Raw genomic sequence first — 16579 nt, forward strand, 5'->3', positions numbered from 1 at the left:
CCTCGGTCCCGTGCGCCTAGCGGATGTTCGGGTCGAAGGTGAAGATCACCAGCGTGCCCAGCAGGATGGTGAACACCGCGGCGGTGTAGAGCAGGCCCTTCAGCCACAGGCGGGTGTTCGCGCGCTCCGCGTAGTCGTTGATGACCGTGCGCAAGCCGTTCGTCCCGTGCAGCATGGCGAGCCACAGCATCAGCAGGTCCCAGACCTGCCAGAACGGGGAGGCCCAGCGGCCGGCCACGAAGGCGAAGCCGATCTTGGAGACGCCGCCGTCCAGGACGAGCTGGATCAGCAGGTGGCCCAGGACCAGGACGACCAGCACGACGCCGGACAGGCGCATGAACAGCCAGGCGCCCATCTCGAAGTTGCCCCGGGTGGACCGGGGGGTCTTCTTGGTGCGTTGGCGCGGGGCCTCGATGAGGGGCGCGGGGTTGTCCACGTCGTAGACGGATCCGCCCTCGACGGGGCCGATCCCGGCCGCGGTGGTTTCAGTGGTGGCCATCGGTCTCAGCTCCCGAACAGTTCACGAGCGGCGTGGCCGAGCACGGGGTAGATCGCCCCGAGCATCAGCACCAGCCACAGGCCGACGACACTCCAGAGCATCTGCTTCTGGTAGCGCGGGCCCTTCGACCAGAAGTCGACGGCGATGACGCGCAGGCCGTTGAGCGCGTGGAAGAGGATGGCGGCCACGAGGCCGTACTCCAGCAGCGCCACGATCGGCGTCTTGTAGGTGGCTACGACCTTGTCGTAGTCCTCGGGGGAGACACGCACGAGGGCGGTGTCCAGCACGTGGACGAACAGGAAGAAGAAGATGAGGACGCCGGTGACTCGATGAGCCACCCAGGACCACATTCCTTCCCGGCCGCGGTACAGCGTTCCAGCCGGCACGGAAGAACCCTCCGGGAGCGGGGATTGGGGCCTGCCGGCTTGGGGTGTCGGACGGGCCCGGCCGGGTACGGTCCACCGGCCCCCAGCATCGTAGCCAGCCATGGGCGCTCGGCTTACAGGGGGCCTACCGGTGTGATCAAACTGGCACGCGTATGGGTGAGCGGCGGAGGCATCCGGGAGGGTTCGGGACGGTATGCGCCGTTCGCGTGTTCCTGGTGTCCGGACCCGGCCCGGCGGCCGGGCGCCGAGGTCACGGCCCCGTGCCCCGGACCGAGCCCGCCAGCCGCTGTCTGGCCAGGCGGCGCAGCTCCTCGGCCGCGACCACCCGCTCGTCCTCGGGATCGTTCGTCAATCGTGACCGGATGCCTTCCAGGACACGGTCCAGGGACTCGTCCGCCGGAACGCCGTCGAGGCAGATGACGAACGCGTGTCCGAATCGGGCCTCGTAGGCGGCGTGGGCCGCGTTCAGCGCCGTGTGCGCCGCTCCGTAGGCGTCCTCCGGCAGACCGGGCAGGCACTCCGCCGCCAGGGCCTCCGCGAGATCGGCCGGGCTCAGGTCGTACGCGGCCTCGTCCGAGGCGGCCAGGAGGGCGTCGAGCGTCGGATACGGGCGGTGGTCGGCGATACGGCGGGCCCAGCGGGGACAGCGCAGACAGGCGAGGAGGGTGCGGTGCGCCTCGTCGGCGGGAGCGGTGTTGAAACCGTCCAGCAGAGGTGCGGGTGAGGTCCGGGTCTGCGCCGGTATGGCGAGGCGTCCGGAGAGAGGGGAAAGACGGTGCGCAGGCAGCGTGGATCCTCGCGTCACGTGTGATGTGGCAGGGGATGCAGTGAAAGGTGTGTCGACACGTTATCGAGAGCGGTCAGGACGTGTCTGACCGATGCCTGAATTTCACCCGAACGAGAGAGTTTCGGAATGTGTCGTGGACTCCGTCACGCCGGGCTCGACGCGCTTCCGGTCGCGGGGAGTCGTACGGTTGGCGGAGTGAGCAGGCACAGGCACCGGCGCCGCGCGCCGCAGAGGAAGCCGCACCGGCGGGTCGCCGGGCGGGCCGTGATGGCGGGCGGGCTGGTCGCCGCGCTCGGCGTCGGCATCGGCGTGTGGGCCTCCTCGGACGATGGCACGGAACCCGCGGGATCGGCCGCCTCCCGGCAGGCCGCGCGGACGCCCGGGGACACCGGCGCGGCCGCCGCCCAGGCCCCCACCCCGACGCCCAGCCGCTCCTACGCCCTCTCCACCACCCCGCGCACCATCCCCGCCGTCAGTGCCCACACCCCGGCGCGCGGACCCGGATGGAAGCCGCGGTCCGCGAGCCGGGTGGTGGTGAGCGACGCCGGACTCGCCGACGAGGGGCGGCTGGTCGCCGGCGAGCTGGGCCTGACGTACACCGGGGAGAAGGACGACGTACGCGCCGGGGACCTGCGGCTGGCGCTCAACGACGACGAGGGCGCGAACCCGGAGTCGTACACCATGACCGTGCGCGGCGGGCGGGTCACCATCAGCGCGCCCTCCGACGCGGGCGTCTTCTACGGCACCCGCACCCTCAAGCAGGAGGTGCACGGCGGCGGGACGGCTCCGGAGGGCGTCGTACGCGACCAGCCGGCCAAGCCGCAGCGCGGGTTCACGCTGGACATCGCGCGCAAGCACTTCACCGCCGGGTGGATCGAGGACCGGGTGCGCGAGCTGGGCGACCTGAAGTACAACCAGCTCGGCCTGCACTTCTCCGACGACCAGGCCTTCCGGATCGAGTCCGACAGTCACCCGGAGATCGTCTCCGCCCAGCACCTCAGCAAGGCCCAGGTGAAGAAGATCGTCGACCTCGCGGCGAGTCGGCACATCACCGTCGTGCCCGAGATCGACTCACCCGGGCACCTGGGCGCCGTCCTCGCCGCCCACCCCGAGCTCCAGCTGCGCAACGCGAGCGGGGTGGCGACCCGCGGGGCGATCGACATCTCCAAGGACGACTCCGCCGACCTTCTCGACGACCTGCTCGACGAGTACGCCGACGTTTTCCCCGGTGCCTACTGGCATCTCGGCGGGGACGAGTACCAGGCCCTGACGGTCTCCAGCCCGGCGGCCTCCTACCCCCAGCTCGCCGCCGCCGCGACCGCCCGGTACGGATCCGGCGCGGGCGTCGCCGACCTCACCACCGGCTGGCTCAACGACCGCGCCGACACCGTCCGCGCCCACGACCGCACCATGCGGGTGTGGAACGACGGCTTCTTCCGCGGCACCTCGGTCAAGCCGGCCTCCGACCTCGTGGTCGCCTACTGGACGGGCAAGGAGATCGGGGCGCGGCCGCCGGTCGAGTACCTGAGCGCGGGGCGCAAGGTGCTCAACTACAACGACGAGTACCTGTACTACGTCCTCGGCGAACCGAACGACTTCACCTACCCCACCGGGCAGCGGATCTACGAGCAGTGGACCCCGCGGGTGCTGCGCGGCACGACCCCGGTTCCCGCGAAGTACGACGCCCAGATCCTCGGCGGCTCCTTCTCGGTCTGGTGCGACCTCGCGAACTCGCAGACCCAGGACCAGATCGCGGCCGGGATCCGGATGCCGCTGCGGGCGACCTCGCAGAAGCTGTGGGACGCCGGGACGCCGCCGCTGACCTGGACGCAGTTCAAGTCCCTGGCGGACCAGCTCGGTTGAGCGGGCTCCCGAACGTGCCGTGCCCGTTTGCCGATCCGCCCAGGGTTGGCTGAAAAACCCTCCTGTGATACTCCTGGCCTGTCGCGCGCAGTAAGGGGAAGTGCGGGCTCCGTAAGGGCGGTGCCCTGGGGCGAGGGGGGCGTGGATGAGTCTGGTGGAACTGATAGCTCAGGCCGACGAACGCGGACTGGCTGCCAGCGGGCTGGCTTGTTTGGATCGGTGCGTACCCCTGCTCGGAGGTGACGACGAGATCCTGCGACCGCTGTGGGGGAACCTCACGGAGGACTCCGACGCCGCCGACTGGGGCGAGCTGCTGGAACAGGCGCGCGGCAAGCTGGCGTCGGCCGCCGAGGAGGGTGACGAGGAGGGCGACGAGGCCGGGTCGCTGGCCCGCCGGATGCTGGCCGCCGCCCCCGACGACCGCTCCGCCGCCGAGGTGCGGCTCTGGGCCGACGCCTGCTCCGTCGCCTCGCTCCAGATCCACCGCCTCCTCGACCCGGCGGAGGACGACTCCCCGGTCGACTCCCGCCGCGAAGGCCGCACCGAGGGCATGTCGCCCCTCGTCGCCGCCGAACTGCGCCGCCAGGTCGCCGTCCTCGAGGTGCTCGCCGGGCACGGCGCGGGCGGACTGCGCCGCGCCCTCGAAGTGTCCACCGAGGGCCGCCGGGTGCTGCGCGCGGTGGTCTCGCGGCGGGCTCGTGGACGCGGGTGAGGGGTCTGCGGGGGAGATGGGTCGGTCCTGCGCCGGTCTCGCGAAGGCCCCGGAAATGAGTGACGAGACCCGCGCCGACCTCGCTTTTCCTGATGTGACGCGCAGGACGAACGACCAGCCCGGCCGACCCGACCGGCCGCCCCGCCCCTCCGCCGCCGCGAAACCCGTGCGGTGGGCGGCGGAGGCGGTGGCCGCCGTGCCCGACGCCGTCCGCCCCCACCTCGACCACTCGGCGCCGAGCCTGTGGCGCGTCGACCGCATGATCGAGGAGCTGCGCCGCGAGGGCTCGCCGTACCCGGCCGTGGAGCAGGTGCTGCGCGGGCTCGGCGCCTACGCGGGCGAGGTGATCGTCCGGCAGACCGGGGCCGAGTGGTGGGGCGCCGGCGGCGACCACTGGGTCCGCACCCCCGACGGCCGCCTCTGGGAACCCCTGGACGAGTCCCGGCGCTGCTTCGCCGGCCACGGATCCCTGCGGTTGCTGTGCCGGGACGCGATGCGGGGGCGGTAGCCCCGGACCCGTCCGGCGGCCGGGGGCGCGTGCGCTGGTGCATTCGTCCGCTGTGACACTTCTGCGCCGCCCGGCGCTGATGACCGTGAGGGCGTGGCCGTGTCCGGACCCGGGGTCCGGCGGGGGAGTCGCGCGCCGTAACGCACTCCGCACGAACGAGGACAGTCTTGGGCCAGGGAGGGGAACCCCGGCGCGCGCAGGCGTACGACGGGGAACTGGGCGCGGCCGTGACGCGGGCCCAGGACGGGGACGAGGCCGCGTTCGCCGTGGCCTACCGGATCGTGCAGCCAGGACTGCTCGGCTACCTGCGGGGGATCGTCGGCGACGACGCCGAGGACGTGGCCTCCGACGCCTGGCTGGAGATCGCGCGGGACCTGGGGCGGTTCAAAGGGGACGGCGCGGGGTTCCGCGGCTGGACCGCGACCATCGCCCGGCACCGGGCCCTCGACCATCTGCGCCGGCTGCGGGTCCGGCCCCGGTCGACGGCGCTGGACCCGGACGTCGTCCTCGACCTGGCCGGCCCGCACAGCACCCACGACGAGGCGCTGGAGTCGCTCTCCACCGAGCACGCCCTGGAACTGGTCCGCGGGCTGCCGCGCGACCAGGCCGAGGCGGTGCTGCTCCGGGTGGTCGTGGGGCTGGACGGGCCCGCCGCGGCCCGTGTCCTCGGCAAGCGCCCCGGCGCCGTCCGTACGGCGGCGCACCGGGGACTGAAACGGCTGGCCCGCCGGCTCGACGCCACGGGCGCGGGCGAAGGTGTGACGGATGGCGGGCCCCGAACGCTGGGGGAGTCGACATGAACGCCGGGGGCTGTGGACCGTATGGATCAGTGGCGGGCCCGGCCACCAGGTCGAACGGTCTGAGCGCACGCACGGGACAGAGGCGGGAACGGACATGGGTGAACGGCTGAACGACGGCGCGGGCCACAGCCGTCGGCGCGCACACCCCGCGGACACCGCCGCCGAGAGCGCGGCCGCCGCCCCGGAGGCCGTCGCCCCGGACGCCGCGGAGGTGCCGTTGACCGTGGCCCTCCCGTCGGCGGCGCTGCTCCTGCGGGCCCTGCGCGGACAGCGGGGGCCGCGCGGCCCCGGCGACGGCCCGGACCTGGCGCCGGAGGCCGGGAGCGACGGCGAGCGGCGGGCCGTCGCCGCCTTCCTGGCCGCCCGCGACACGGGTGCGCACCGGGCCAGGACCCGGCGCCGGGACGACTGGCGACCCCGGGTCCGGCGGCACACGGCCCGCTCGCTGCGGGCCACGTTCTCCGTACTGGTCGCGGGCCTCGCGCTGGGCGGGGTCGCGTTCGCCACCGTGGGCTCGTCCACCGACGGCGTGGCAGGCGGCGCGCGGCGCTCCGCACCGGCGCCGACCGCCTCCGCGCCCGGGGCCCGGTCCGCCGACACGGTTTCCGCGAGCCCGCGGCCGCCCGCGCCCACCGGCCGGGAGCGTCCCGTGGGCGCCGCGGACACCGACGCGCACTGCCGTGCCTACGAGAAGGTGCGGGGGCGGGGCAGGGCGCTGGACTCCACCGCGTGGCAACGGCTCGTGACGGCGGCGGGCGGCGCGGAGAACGTCGTGGCGTACTGCGGGGCGGCGGCAGCCGGTTCGGCGTCAGCGGCGGCATCGGCGCCGACGGCGGGGAGCACCACGAAAGCCGCCGAGAGCTCGGGAACCACGAAGACCACCAAAGCCGCGAAACCCACGAATACCGCCAAGAGCGTGACGAGCCCGACGGCCGACGGGACGCAGCGGGCCGGGTCGGCCCCGGGGACCGCGAAGGCGTCGGGGGCCGGGAAGACGTCGGGGTCCGGCAAGAGCGTCGGGACCGTCACGAGCGGGGCCCGGGGGCGGTAACCGGTTGCCGCCAAAGCAACGGCCGGGGCCGCCACCCCCCACAGGAGAGGCCCCGGCCGTCGCGCGGCACGGGCCGCGCGGCGGCCCGTACTCCCTACAGCGCCATGAGTGCGGTTTCTGTCACACCCCGGACGCACCCGCTCGCGTCACGAGTTAGTTGCATGTTCTACGGACATGGACGTGCGGCTGTTTCAGGTCGTAACGTGCCTTTCGCGCCGGAAGGCCAAGCGGCAGACCACCGCAACGACCCGCGGTCCAGAAAACCGCGCACCATCGACCGAGGAACCACGACGTGGGGGACGACGCGGAGCTGACAGCCGCGGTGCTCGCGGCACAGAACGGGGACGAGAGCGCGTTCCGGACTGTGTACCGCACGGTGCACCCGCGGCTGCTCGGGTACGTACGCACGCTCGTCGGCGATCTCGACGCCGAGGACGTGTCCTCCGAGGCCTGGCTCCAGATAGCCCGCGACCTGGAACGGTTCAGCGGAGACGCGGACCGCTTCCGCGGCTGGGCCGCCCGGATCGCCCGCAACCGCGCGCTGGACCACATCCGCATGCGCGGACGCCGCCCGGCGACGGTCGCCGACGAGAGCGAACTGACGGCCCGGCCCGCCGAGTCCGACACCGCGGGCGAGGCCATGGAGGCGCTGGCCACCGGCCGCACGCTGAACCTCATAGCCCGGCTGCCGCAGGACCAGGCCGAGGCCGTCGTGCTGCGGGTGGTCGTGGGCCTGGACGCCAAGACGGCCGCCGAGACGCTCGGCAAAAGACCCGGTGCCGTGCGTACGGCCGCGCACCGCGGCCTGAAGAAGCTCGCCGAACTGCTCGGCGAGGATCCGGAGTCGGCCGGTGCGCTCGACGCGCTGCCGTCCCAGCGAGAACCGCGCCCGCGCGCGGTGACGTCCGCCGGTGTGACGCATACGCGCGTGCGGACGCAGAAGGACATGTGATGGCCGACAAGCAGGACAGGTGGCTCGATCGCGAAACGGCGGAGCGTCTGCTGCGCGGTGAGTCACCCGACAACGCTGTCGACGCGACGGCCCGCGCGGAGGCCGAGCGGCTCGCCCGGACCCTCGGCGCGCTCTCCGCCCTCGCCGCCGAGCCCCTGCCCGCCGACGATGAGCTGCCCGGCGAGGCCGCGGCCCTGGCCGCCTTCCGCAAGGCCCACGCGGACCGCGCCGACCTCGCGGGACGGACCGGCCCCACCGCGGTTCCCGCCGGACCCGACGGGACGGTGACGGCCGCCACCGGACGGTCCCGTGTCACGCACGCCACCGACGCGGGACTGGTGCGCATCGGCGTCCGTGTCCCGGAAGCCGGTCGTCCGGCCCGGTGGAGCCGGCCCGCCCGGCTCGGGCTGGCCGCCGTGCTCGCCGCCGGGATGGTCGGCGGTATCGCGGCCGCGACCGGTGTCCTGCCGACCCCGTTCGACGGCGCCGGGCCCGCCCGTCCCGCGGCGTCCGTCCCGGCCCCCGCGGCCCCGGACGAGAGCCCGCTCGACTCACCCGCGCCCGACGCGTCGGGCGGCGACGACGACCCGGCGGCCGGGGACGGCGGCACGGGCGCCACCGGCGGTGAGGACCCCGGGAGCGGGACGGCGGACGGCGCCGCCCCGACCGCCCCGGACCCGCGTGGCGGCCGGCCGGCCGGCGTGACCTCGTCCTGCCGCGACCTGAGTGCCGGCCGCACCCTGGACGCCGGGCGCCGACAAACCCTGGAACACCTCGCGGGCGGTCCGACGCGGGTGCCGAAGTACTGCGCGGGCGTCCTCGACGGCTCTGCCGCCGGAAACTCCCGGGGCGACGACCGCTCCCCGAACGGCACCACCGGCCGCGACACCGGGAAGAACCAGAGCGACCGCGGCGGCCGCGGCGGCGCCACCGGCGACAGGTCGGGTGCGGACGACAAGGGCGGCTCCGACGACGACGGCGACGGCGACGGGGGCCATGACCGTGATCGTGACGGCGACCGCGAGCGGGGCCGTGGTCACGGCGGCCGGGGCGGCGGCCACGGCGGTGACGCCAAGGACGGTGCCGCTCACGGGGCCCGCGGTTCCGGGCACTCCTCCACGGACTCGTCCTCGCACCGCCACTGACCTGCCCTTTTCGTGAATCCCCGGAGTTTTTTCGCCGGGGGTGTGACGTTTTCGGCGGCCGGAGCGCAGTAAGAAGTGAGCCGACTGGTCATCGGCCCTTGCACAGAGCCGGGGTTCCCCCCGTACTTCCGGCTCGTGCGCTCGGCGCGGGCGGGACACGTTCCCCCGGTCCCGCTCGCGCCCCGAACACCTCTCGCGGGACCGCGCTCACCAGGACACGACGACCTTGTCGCCGTTCCTCACCTGCGCGAAGAGGATCGCGATCGCCGTCTCGTCCCGCACGTTGACGCAGCCGTGCGAGGCCCCGGCGTAACCGCGGGCGGCGAAGTCGGCCGAGTAGTGCACCGCCTGCCCACCGCTGAAGAACATCGCGTACGGCATCGGTGAGTGGTAGAGCGTGGACACATGGTCCCGGGACTTCCAGTAGACGTGGAACACACCCTCGCGGGTGGGCGTGTACTGCGAGCCGAAGCGGACCGACACCGTCGTCAGCGTCCGGCCGTCCACCATCCAGCGCAGGGTCCGGGTCGTCTTGTCGATGCACAGCACCCGTCCGGACAGACACCGCGGATCGGGTGCGGCGGCCGGCTGACCGCCCATCAGGTACAGCTCCCACTCGCCGGGTTCGCGCGTCATCGCCAGCAGCCGCCGCCAGGTGACGGTGTCCGTCCGCCCGGTGGCCGGCAGCCCGCGCTTGCCCTGGAATCCCTTCACGGCCTGCTCGGTGCGTTCGCTGTACGTTCCCGTGGGCCCCTCGAAGAGCCAGGCGATCTGGCGCAGCCGGGCCTGGAGCTCGCGCACGTCGCGTCCCCGGTCGCCCCGGGACCACAGGACCGCGGGAGGCGGGGCGCCGGTGGCCGGGGCACCCGGTCTGTCGTCGGTGCTGGTCCGGGCCGGAGCCGACACCGGTGCCGACGGCGGCGCCGACCCGGGCGCCGAGGCGGAGCCCGCCGCCGACGACGTCCGGCCGACGTCGGCCGGCACGGGTGAGTGCGCCCCGCCGTCCGCGCCGGAGCCCCGCACACCGCACCCGCACACCGTCACCAGAGCCGCCGTGCCGGCCAGGACGGCGATCGATCTCCGCATCCGCATGCCTGAGATGTTCCCCCGGGATGACGCCTCGCGAACGGCGCGGCATTGTGGTGACCGGTACCGCGGACAGTCTGTGAGGAAGGTCCCAGCGTGGTCCTCCGCGCCGGCTGTGCGCGCGCCGATACAGTCCCTCGGACAACGGGTCCGTACCGACGGGTAACCGGCGGTGTGTTCGGCAGGTGACCGGCAGGCGACCCGAGTGGTCGAAGAAGCGGGAAAGCTCAGCGGGAGGCATGACACCCATGGCGCGTGAGTCGGAGTCCGGACTGCCCATCGAGCCGGTGTACGGGCCGCAGGACCTGGCGGGCTGGGACCCGGCCCGGCAACTGGGCGAACCGGGTGAGTACCCCTTCACCCGGGGCGTCTACCGGTCGATGTACACCGGCCGCCCCTGGACCATGCGCCAGTACGCGGGCTTCGGCACGGCGGTGGAGTCCAACGCCCGCTACCAGCAGCTGATCGCCAACGGCACGACGGGCCTGTCCGTCGCCTTCGACCTGCCGACCCAGATGGGCCACGACTCGGACGCCCCGATCGCGAGTGGCGAGGTCGGCAAGGTGGGCGTGGCCATCGACTCGGTCGAGGACATGCGGGTGCTGTTCGACGGGATCCCGCTGGGCAAGGTGTCCACGTCGATGACGATCAACGCCCCGGCGGCCCTGCTGCTGCTCATGTACCAGCTGGTCGGCGAGGAGCAGGGCGTCCCGGCCGACCGGCTCACCGGCACGATCCAGAACGACGTGCTGAAGGAGTACATCGCGCGGGGCACGTACATCTTCCCGCCGAAGCCCTCGCTCCGGCTGATCGCCGACATCTTCAAGTACTGCAAGGCCGAGATCCCTAAGTGGAACACGATCTCGATCTCCGGTTACCACATGGCCGAGGCGGGCGCGTCCCCGGCGCAGGAGATCGCCTTCACGCTGGCGGACGGCATCGAGTACGTCCGCACCGCCGTCGCGGCCGGCATGGACGTGGACGACTTCGCGCCCCGCCTGTCCTTCTTCTTCGTGGCCCGTACGACGATCCTCGAAGAGGTCGCCAAGTTCCGTGCCGCGCGCCGGATCTGGGCCCGGGTGATGCGGGAGGAGTTCGGCGCGAAGAACCCCAAGTCGCTGATGCTCCGCTTCCACACGCAGACGGCCGGCGTCCAGCTGACGGCCCAGCAGCCCGAGGTGAACCTGGTCCGGGTCGCCGTCCAGGGCCTGGCGGCGGTCCTCGGCGGCACCCAGTCCCTGCACACGAACTCCTTCGACGAGGCGATCGCGCTGCCCACGGACAAGAGCGCCCGCCTCGCCCTGCGCACCCAGCAGGTGCTGGCCTACGAGACGGACGTGACCGCGACCGTCGACCCCTTCGCGGGCTCCTACGTCGTCGAGAAGATGACCGACGACGTGGAGGCGGCGGCCGTCGGGCTGATGGAGAAGGTCGAGGACCTCGGTGGCGCGGTCGCCGCCATCGAACACGGCTTCCAGAAGTCGGAGATCGAGCGCTCCGCCTACCGGATCGCGCAGGAGACCGACTCCGGCGAGCGGGTCGTGGTCGGCGTCAACCGCTACCAGCTCGACACGGAGGAGCCCTACGAGCCGCTCCGCGTCGACCCGGCCATCGAGGCCCAGCAGGCCGAGCGGCTCGCGAAGCTGCGGGCCGAGCGCGACCGGGCGGCGGTGGACGCGGCCCTCGACGCCCTGCGGAAGGCCGCCGAGGGCGAGGACAACGTCCTGTACCCGATGAAGGACGCGCTGCGCGCCCGGGCGACGGTGGGCGAGGTGTGCGACGCCCTCAGGGGGGTCTGGGGGACGTACGTGCCGTCGGACGCGTTCTGAGCCGCGACGACTAGCCGAGGCCGACCCGTGCGCGGTAGGACGCGAGGCCGTCCTCCGTGGCGCCCGCCCAGCCCACATAGCCGTCCGGGCGGACCAGGAACACGCCGTCGTCCAGGGTCAGCAAGGTCCAGTCGGGACCCCTGAGCCGGTCGAAGAGGCGGACGCCGTCGACCGTCTGGTCCGGCACGCGGTCGCCGGCGCCGAGCGGGCCGGGGTCTTGCCGGGTCTCCTCGCTCAGCGACGAGTACCGGTAGTTCAGGCCCAGTTGCCGGGTCGACGCGCCGCGCCTCGCCTCGTCCCGGTGGATCGCGGTGGAGAGGCCGAGCACCTGCTCGGCGACCGGACGGCGCTCCTCCTCGTAGGTGTCCAGCAGGGCCTCGGGCGCCCGCCCCGACAGCACCGCGCCCAGCTTCCAGCCCAGGTTGTACGCGTCCTGGACGCTGGTGTTCAGCCCCTGGCCGCCCGCCGGTGAGTGCACGTGCGCCGCGTCGCCGGCCAGGAAGATCCGCCCCTCGCGGAAGCGGTCCGCCAGAGCGGCGCGCGGCCGGAAGTCGGACGCCCAGAAGAGCTCCGCCACCGCACCGGGCGCGAGGTGGGTGCGCTCCGAGACCAGCTTGCGGACGCCCTCCAGGGACAGATCCGGGGTCGTCCCGCCGGGCAGCCGCGCCACCAGCTGGAACTGGTCCGTCCCGGCCAGCGGGCACAGTGCCAGGAAGCCCGACTCCGGCCCGCTCGGCGGGAAGAGGTGCCACCACGCCCGGTCCAGATCCGGGATCCGCACGTCCGCCACCAGGGCCGCGTCCGGGTCGAGCGTCTCGCCCCGCATCTCGATGCCCAGCGCGCGGCGCACCGCAGAGCGGCCACCGTCCGCGGCGACGGCGTACCGGGCGCGGACCGGCTCGCCGGAGGCGAGGTGCGCCGTCACCCCCTCGCCGTCCTGCTCGAGCCGCACGACCTCACGGCCGAAGGCCACGGTCCCGCCCAGCTCCGTCAGCCGCGCCAGCAGGATCTCCTGGTTGCGCCACTGCGGGACCATCCACGGGGTGGTGAAGCGGCAGCCCTCCTCGCCGTCCTCCATCGGGTCGAACATCGCGTGCTCGCCGACCTGCTCGCCGTCCGCCCAGACCATGCCCACCGGGTACGCGCCACCGGCGGCGAGGATCCCGTCCAGGACGCCGAGGTCCTCGTACACCTCCATCGTGCGCGGTTGGAGACCCTTGCCGCGGGAGCCGGGGGCGAGGGTCTCGCCGCGCTCCACCACCAGAGCGCGCACTCCGCGCCGGGCCAGGTCGATGCCGAGGGCGAGACCGGTGGGACCCGCGCCGACGATCAGGACGTCCACGTCCATATCCATGCAACTCTCCTTAACGTTGTTAAGTGCCGTCGGCTACGAGAGTGGCCTTAACGGCGTTAAGCTGTCAAGTGTGAGTACCGAACGACGTGCCCCCCTCGACCGCAAGCGGGTCGCGGACACCGCGCTCAGGCTGCTCGACGAGGCGGGTCTCGACGGGCTGACCCTGCGTGCCATCGCCAAAGAGCTGGATGTCAAGGCACCCGCCCTGTACTGGCACTTCAAGGACAAACAGGCCCTGCTGGACGAGATGGCGACCGAGATGTACCGGCGGATGGTCGCGGGCGTCGCGCTCGACCCCGCCGACACCTGGCAGGACCGGACGCGCAAGGCCAACCACGGGCTGCGCGCCGCGCTGCTCGCCTACCGGGACGGCGCGAAGGTCTTCAGCGGCTCCCGCTTCACCGGCACCGACCACGCCGTGCAGATGGAGGAGAACCTGCGCCTGTTCACCGCCGCCGGCTTCACCCTCGCCGACGCCGTACGCGCCTCGTCGACCGCGTACGCGTACACCATCGGGTTCGTCACCGAGGAGCAGGGCGTGCAGCCGCGGCCGGACGAGCGGCGTGCGGGGTTCGACGTGGCGGAACGCGCCCGGATGCTCGCCGACTTCCCGCTGGCGGCGAAGGCGGGTGCCGAGATCTTCGCGGACTACGACCGGCACTTCGAGGAAGGGCTGGAGATCGTCGTGGCCGGCATCGCCGCGCGGTACGGGGTGCGGTAGCCCGGGACCCCCCACCGGCCGGGAATCGGGTGGGAGCGGTCCGTCGATTCACGGCATTGCACCACTCATCGCGAATTCTCATCTCGTTCACATCGCGCACCTAGTTTCGCCGAATGCCTGACATAGCCAGCCGGGTGCAGGAGTCCCGCGTGCCCCGTCAGCGGGGTGGCGCCGCGCTCGTCTCTTATGTGCTGCCCGTCTTCGACGAACAGGACGGGATCCGCCACTTCCACGAGGAACTCGTGGCGGCACTGCGTGAACGCCCCGAGTACGCCTTCGAGTTGGTGTACGTCAACGACGGGTCCACCGACGGCACCCCGCTCGTCCTGGAAGACCTCGCGAAGAACGACCGGCGCGTCCGGGTCGTCGACTTCGCGCGCAACTTCGGCCACCAGATGGCCATCACGGCCGGTATCGACGAGGCGCGCGGCGATGCCGTGATCGTCATGGACACCGACCTCCAGGACCCGCCGAAGGTCAGCCTCCAGCTGATCGACGCCTGGCGGGACGGCGCCGAGATCGTGCACGCCCGTCGGCGCAGCCGCCAGGACACCCTCTTCAAGCGGACCACCGCGCACGCCTTCTACCGCCTGCTGCGGTCCTCCACCGAGGTTGACATTCCGGTGGACACCGGCGACTTCCGGCTCATGGACCGGCGCGCCGCCGACGAACTGCGGCGCTTCCGCGAGCGCAGCCGGTTCGTGCGCGGCATGGTCGCCTCGATCGGCTTCCGGCAGAGCGAGGTGCACTTCGACCGCGACGAGCGGTTCGCCGGCGAGACCAAGTACCCGCTGCGCAAGATGGCGCGCCTCGCCGTCGACGGCCTGACCGGCTTCTCCACCGCGCCGCTGCGGATGATCACCAAGCTGGGGTTCGCGGTGCTCGCGCTCTCCCTGGTCGGCATCTGCTACGCGCTCGGCATGAAGCTGCTGCGGCCCGAGATCACGGTCTCCGGCTGGACGATGCTGATGGTCGTCGTGCTGTTCATGGGCGGTGTGCAGATGCTGTCCCTCGGCGTGCTGGGCAGCTACATCGGACGCACCTACAACGAGGTGCAGGGGCGGCCCCTGTACACCGTGCGGCAGGTCATCTCGCACGACGCGGAGGCCGGCGGTGACGGCACCGGACATGACCACTGAGGACATGGTGCGGGCCGACGTCCGTACCGGCACCGGCGCCCGCACCCGTGACCTCCGCCAGCTGATCACGTACGCGCTGGTCGGCGGCAGCGGTGTCCTGCTCGACCTGGGCGCGTTCCTGCTGCTCTACAACGTCGCCGGACTGCACGAGCAGGTGGCCAACGTGCTCTCCACCAGCCTCGGCATCACCAACAACTTCGTCCTGAACGCCCTGTTCACCTTCGGCAAGCGCGACCGGCTGCTGTTGCGCTACGTGCGCTTCTACGCCGTCGGCCTGACCGGTATCGCCCTGACGTTCGTCCTGCTCGCGGTGTTGTCCCGGGGGCTCGGCGTCGATCCGAACCTGGTGAAGGCCGGCTCGCTGCCCCTGGTGCTGGTCTTCCAGTTCGCGCTCAACAGAAAGTGGAGTTTCGCATGAATCTCGGCGTCATCGGCGCGGGAGCGACCGGCCTCACCGCCGCGTACGACGCGGTCAAGCGGGGCCACGCGGTCACCGTCCTGGAGGCCGCCGACGAACTCGGCGGGCTCGCCGCGTCGATCCCCGTCGGGGGAGTGCCGCTGGAGCGCTACTACCACCACATCTTCCGCAGCGACCGCCGGATGATCGAGCTCATCGAGGAGCTGGGCCTGGGCGGCGACCTGCGCTTCCACAAGACGACCACCGGAGTGTTCCGGGACGGGCGCACGTACCCCTTCAGTACCCCGCTGGAGATGCTGACCTCCCCGCTCTACGGGCTGCCCGCCGGTGTCCGCTTCGGTCTGTCGTCGGCGTGGCTGAAGATCGTCCGCGACGGGGAGCGGTTCAACGACCGCACCGCCCTGGGCTGGCTGCGCAAGTGGGCCGGGCGGCGCGCCACCGAGGCCGTCTGGGAGCCGCTGCTGCGCGGCAAGTTCGGCGACCGCGCCGACCAGGTGTCCATGGCCTGGCTGTGGGCGCGGGTGCACTGCCGCACCTTCGAACTCGGTTACCTGGACGGCGGGTTCGAGCGGGTGTACGCGACGCTCGCCGAGCGCATCGCGGAACGCGGCGGCAAGGTCGAGTTCGGCAAGCGGATGGAGACGATCCGTCAGGACGGCGGCGACGGGCAGGTCACCGTGCGCACCGCCGACGGCTCCTCGTACGCCTTCGACCACCTGATCGTCACCACTCCGCAGCCCGCCTTCGCCAAGGCCGCCGACGCCCCGGCCGACGACGTCGTCCGGCGCAACCAGTACCTGGGCGCCACCTGCTTCGTCCTGGAGCTGGACCGCAGCGCCATCCCGTACTACTGGCTGAACATCAACGAGCCCGACTTCCCCTTCCTGGCGGTCGTCGAGCACACGCGGATGATCGACCCGGAGCGGTACGGCGGCCGCCACATCCTCTACGTGGGCAACTACGTCGAGCGGGACGACTGGCGCTTCACCACCGATCCGGCCGAGCTGCTGGAGCGGTTCCTGCCGTGGCTCAAGCGGGTCAACCCGGAGTTCGACCGCTCCTGGATCAAGGACTGGCACTTCTCGCGGGCCCCCTTCGCCCAGCCGGTGGTCACGCCCGAGTACAAGGCGCTGATCCCCGGCCACGAGACCCATCTCAGTGGGGTGACGCTCGCGACGATGGCGCAGATCTACCCGCAGGACCGGGGGCAGAGCTACTCGGTCGAGCTGGGCCACAAGGCGGCCCGCGTCGCGGGCGTCGCCTGACCGGCCCCCCGCCCGCAGCGCGCAGGAACGGCCCCGGCGGGGAGTTCGCCGCCGGGGCCGTTCC

Annotated in this window: 17 protein-coding genes; 12 read left to right on the top strand and 5 right to left on the bottom strand. The window is 72.6% G+C overall.

What is annotated here, in order from left to right; genetic code table 11:
• Positions 1–16: 16 nt before the first annotated feature.
• The 3 genes from AOQ37_RS02285 to AOQ37_RS02295 form a co-directional block, all read right to left on the bottom strand.
• Entirely contained in the window at positions 17–499 is a 483-nt protein-coding gene (locus tag AOQ37_RS02285; protein WP_062640565.1) for a succinate dehydrogenase hydrophobic membrane anchor subunit, read from the bottom strand.
• Positions 500–504: 5 nt separating this feature from the next.
• Positions 505–885, bottom strand: a complete 381-nt coding sequence (gene sdhC / locus AOQ37_RS02290; RefSeq protein WP_078504082.1) for a succinate dehydrogenase, cytochrome b556 subunit — start codon at positions 883–885, stop codon at positions 505–507.
• Positions 886–1135: 250 nt separating this feature from the next.
• Positions 1136–1690 (bottom strand): 2-oxo-4-hydroxy-4-carboxy-5-ureidoimidazoline decarboxylase, encoded by a 555-nt coding sequence (locus tag AOQ37_RS02295; RefSeq protein WP_062640567.1) that lies wholly within the window; start codon positions 1688–1690, stop codon positions 1136–1138.
• Positions 1691–1939: 249 nt separating this feature from the next.
• On the opposite strand from AOQ37_RS02295, the gene AOQ37_RS02300 reads away from it, so the two are divergent.
• From AOQ37_RS02300 to AOQ37_RS02330, 7 genes are all read left to right on the top strand, one after another.
• Positions 1940–3535, top strand: coding sequence for a beta-N-acetylhexosaminidase (locus AOQ37_RS02300; RefSeq protein ID WP_062640569.1), 1596 nt, complete (start codon positions 1940–1942; stop codon positions 3533–3535).
• Positions 3536–3680: 145 nt separating this feature from the next.
• The gene (locus tag AOQ37_RS02305) at positions 3681–4247 is read left to right on the top strand and encodes a hypothetical protein (protein WP_062640570.1); all 567 of its coding nucleotides are present in this window, start codon (positions 3681–3683) and stop codon (positions 4245–4247) included.
• Positions 4248–4302: 55 nt separating this feature from the next.
• Positions 4303–4755, top strand: coding sequence for a hypothetical protein (locus AOQ37_RS02310; protein ID WP_234436766.1), 453 nt, complete (start codon positions 4303–4305; stop codon positions 4753–4755).
• 167 nt (positions 4756–4922) lie between these two features.
• Entirely contained in the window at positions 4923–5555 is a 633-nt protein-coding gene (locus AOQ37_RS02315; protein WP_062640574.1) for an RNA polymerase sigma factor, read from the top strand.
• 94 nt (positions 5556–5649) lie between these two features.
• A complete protein-coding gene (locus tag AOQ37_RS02320) occupies positions 5650–6606 on the top strand; it encodes a serine/threonine-protein kinase (RefSeq protein WP_062640576.1) in 957 nt (318 codons plus the stop codon).
• 292 nt (positions 6607–6898) lie between these two features.
• Positions 6899–7558 (top strand): RNA polymerase sigma factor, encoded by a 660-nt coding sequence (locus tag AOQ37_RS02325; protein ID WP_062640577.1) that lies wholly within the window; start codon positions 6899–6901, stop codon positions 7556–7558.
• Complete coding sequence (locus tag AOQ37_RS02330; RefSeq protein ID WP_062640579.1) at positions 7558–8703, top strand: hypothetical protein; 1146 nt, start codon at positions 7558–7560, stop codon at positions 8701–8703. The genes AOQ37_RS02325 and AOQ37_RS02330 overlap by 1 nt, the downstream gene beginning before the upstream one ends.
• A gap of 207 nt (positions 8704–8910) precedes the next feature.
• Here AOQ37_RS02330 and AOQ37_RS02335 read toward each other — a convergent pair whose 3' ends face one another.
• Entirely contained in the window at positions 8911–9795 is an 885-nt protein-coding gene (locus AOQ37_RS02335) for a L,D-transpeptidase family protein (protein WP_107085074.1), read from the bottom strand.
• Positions 9796–10037: 242 nt separating this feature from the next.
• Here AOQ37_RS02335 and AOQ37_RS02340 point away from each other — a divergent pair, with 242 nt between their 5' ends.
• Entirely contained in the window at positions 10038–11618 is a 1581-nt protein-coding gene (locus AOQ37_RS02340) for an acyl-CoA mutase large subunit family protein (protein ID WP_062640581.1), read from the top strand.
• A gap of 10 nt (positions 11619–11628) precedes the next feature.
• On the opposite strand, the gene AOQ37_RS02345 is transcribed toward AOQ37_RS02340, so the two are convergent.
• Entirely contained in the window at positions 11629–12966 is a 1338-nt protein-coding gene (locus tag AOQ37_RS02345) for an FAD-dependent monooxygenase (RefSeq protein ID WP_062640583.1), read from the bottom strand.
• Between the two features lie 76 nt (positions 12967–13042).
• Here AOQ37_RS02345 and AOQ37_RS02350 point away from each other — a divergent pair, with 76 nt between their 5' ends.
• The 4 genes from AOQ37_RS02350 (at position 13043) to AOQ37_RS02365 (ending at position 16515) form a co-directional block, all read left to right on the top strand.
• Positions 13043–13693 (top strand): TetR/AcrR family transcriptional regulator, encoded by a 651-nt coding sequence (locus AOQ37_RS02350; protein WP_062640585.1) that lies wholly within the window; start codon positions 13043–13045, stop codon positions 13691–13693.
• Between the two features lie 113 nt (positions 13694–13806).
• Positions 13807–14832: a glycosyltransferase family 2 protein gene (locus tag AOQ37_RS02355; protein ID WP_234436767.1), complete on the top strand. Its 1026-nt coding sequence runs from the start codon at positions 13807–13809 to the stop codon at positions 14830–14832.
• Positions 14822–15250, top strand: coding sequence for a GtrA family protein (locus AOQ37_RS02360; protein WP_234436768.1), 429 nt, complete (start codon positions 14822–14824; stop codon positions 15248–15250). The genes AOQ37_RS02355 and AOQ37_RS02360 overlap by 11 nt, the downstream gene beginning before the upstream one ends.
• Positions 15247–16515, top strand: coding sequence for an NAD(P)/FAD-dependent oxidoreductase (locus AOQ37_RS02365; RefSeq protein WP_062640589.1), 1269 nt, complete (start codon positions 15247–15249; stop codon positions 16513–16515). The genes AOQ37_RS02360 and AOQ37_RS02365 overlap by 4 nt, the downstream gene beginning before the upstream one ends.
• The last annotated feature ends 64 nt before the right edge of the window (positions 16516–16579 follow it).

Source organism: Streptomyces maremycinicus (assembly GCF_001184025.1).
Taxonomy (GTDB): domain Bacteria; phylum Actinomycetota; class Actinomycetes; order Streptomycetales; family Streptomycetaceae; genus Streptomyces; species Streptomyces maremycinicus.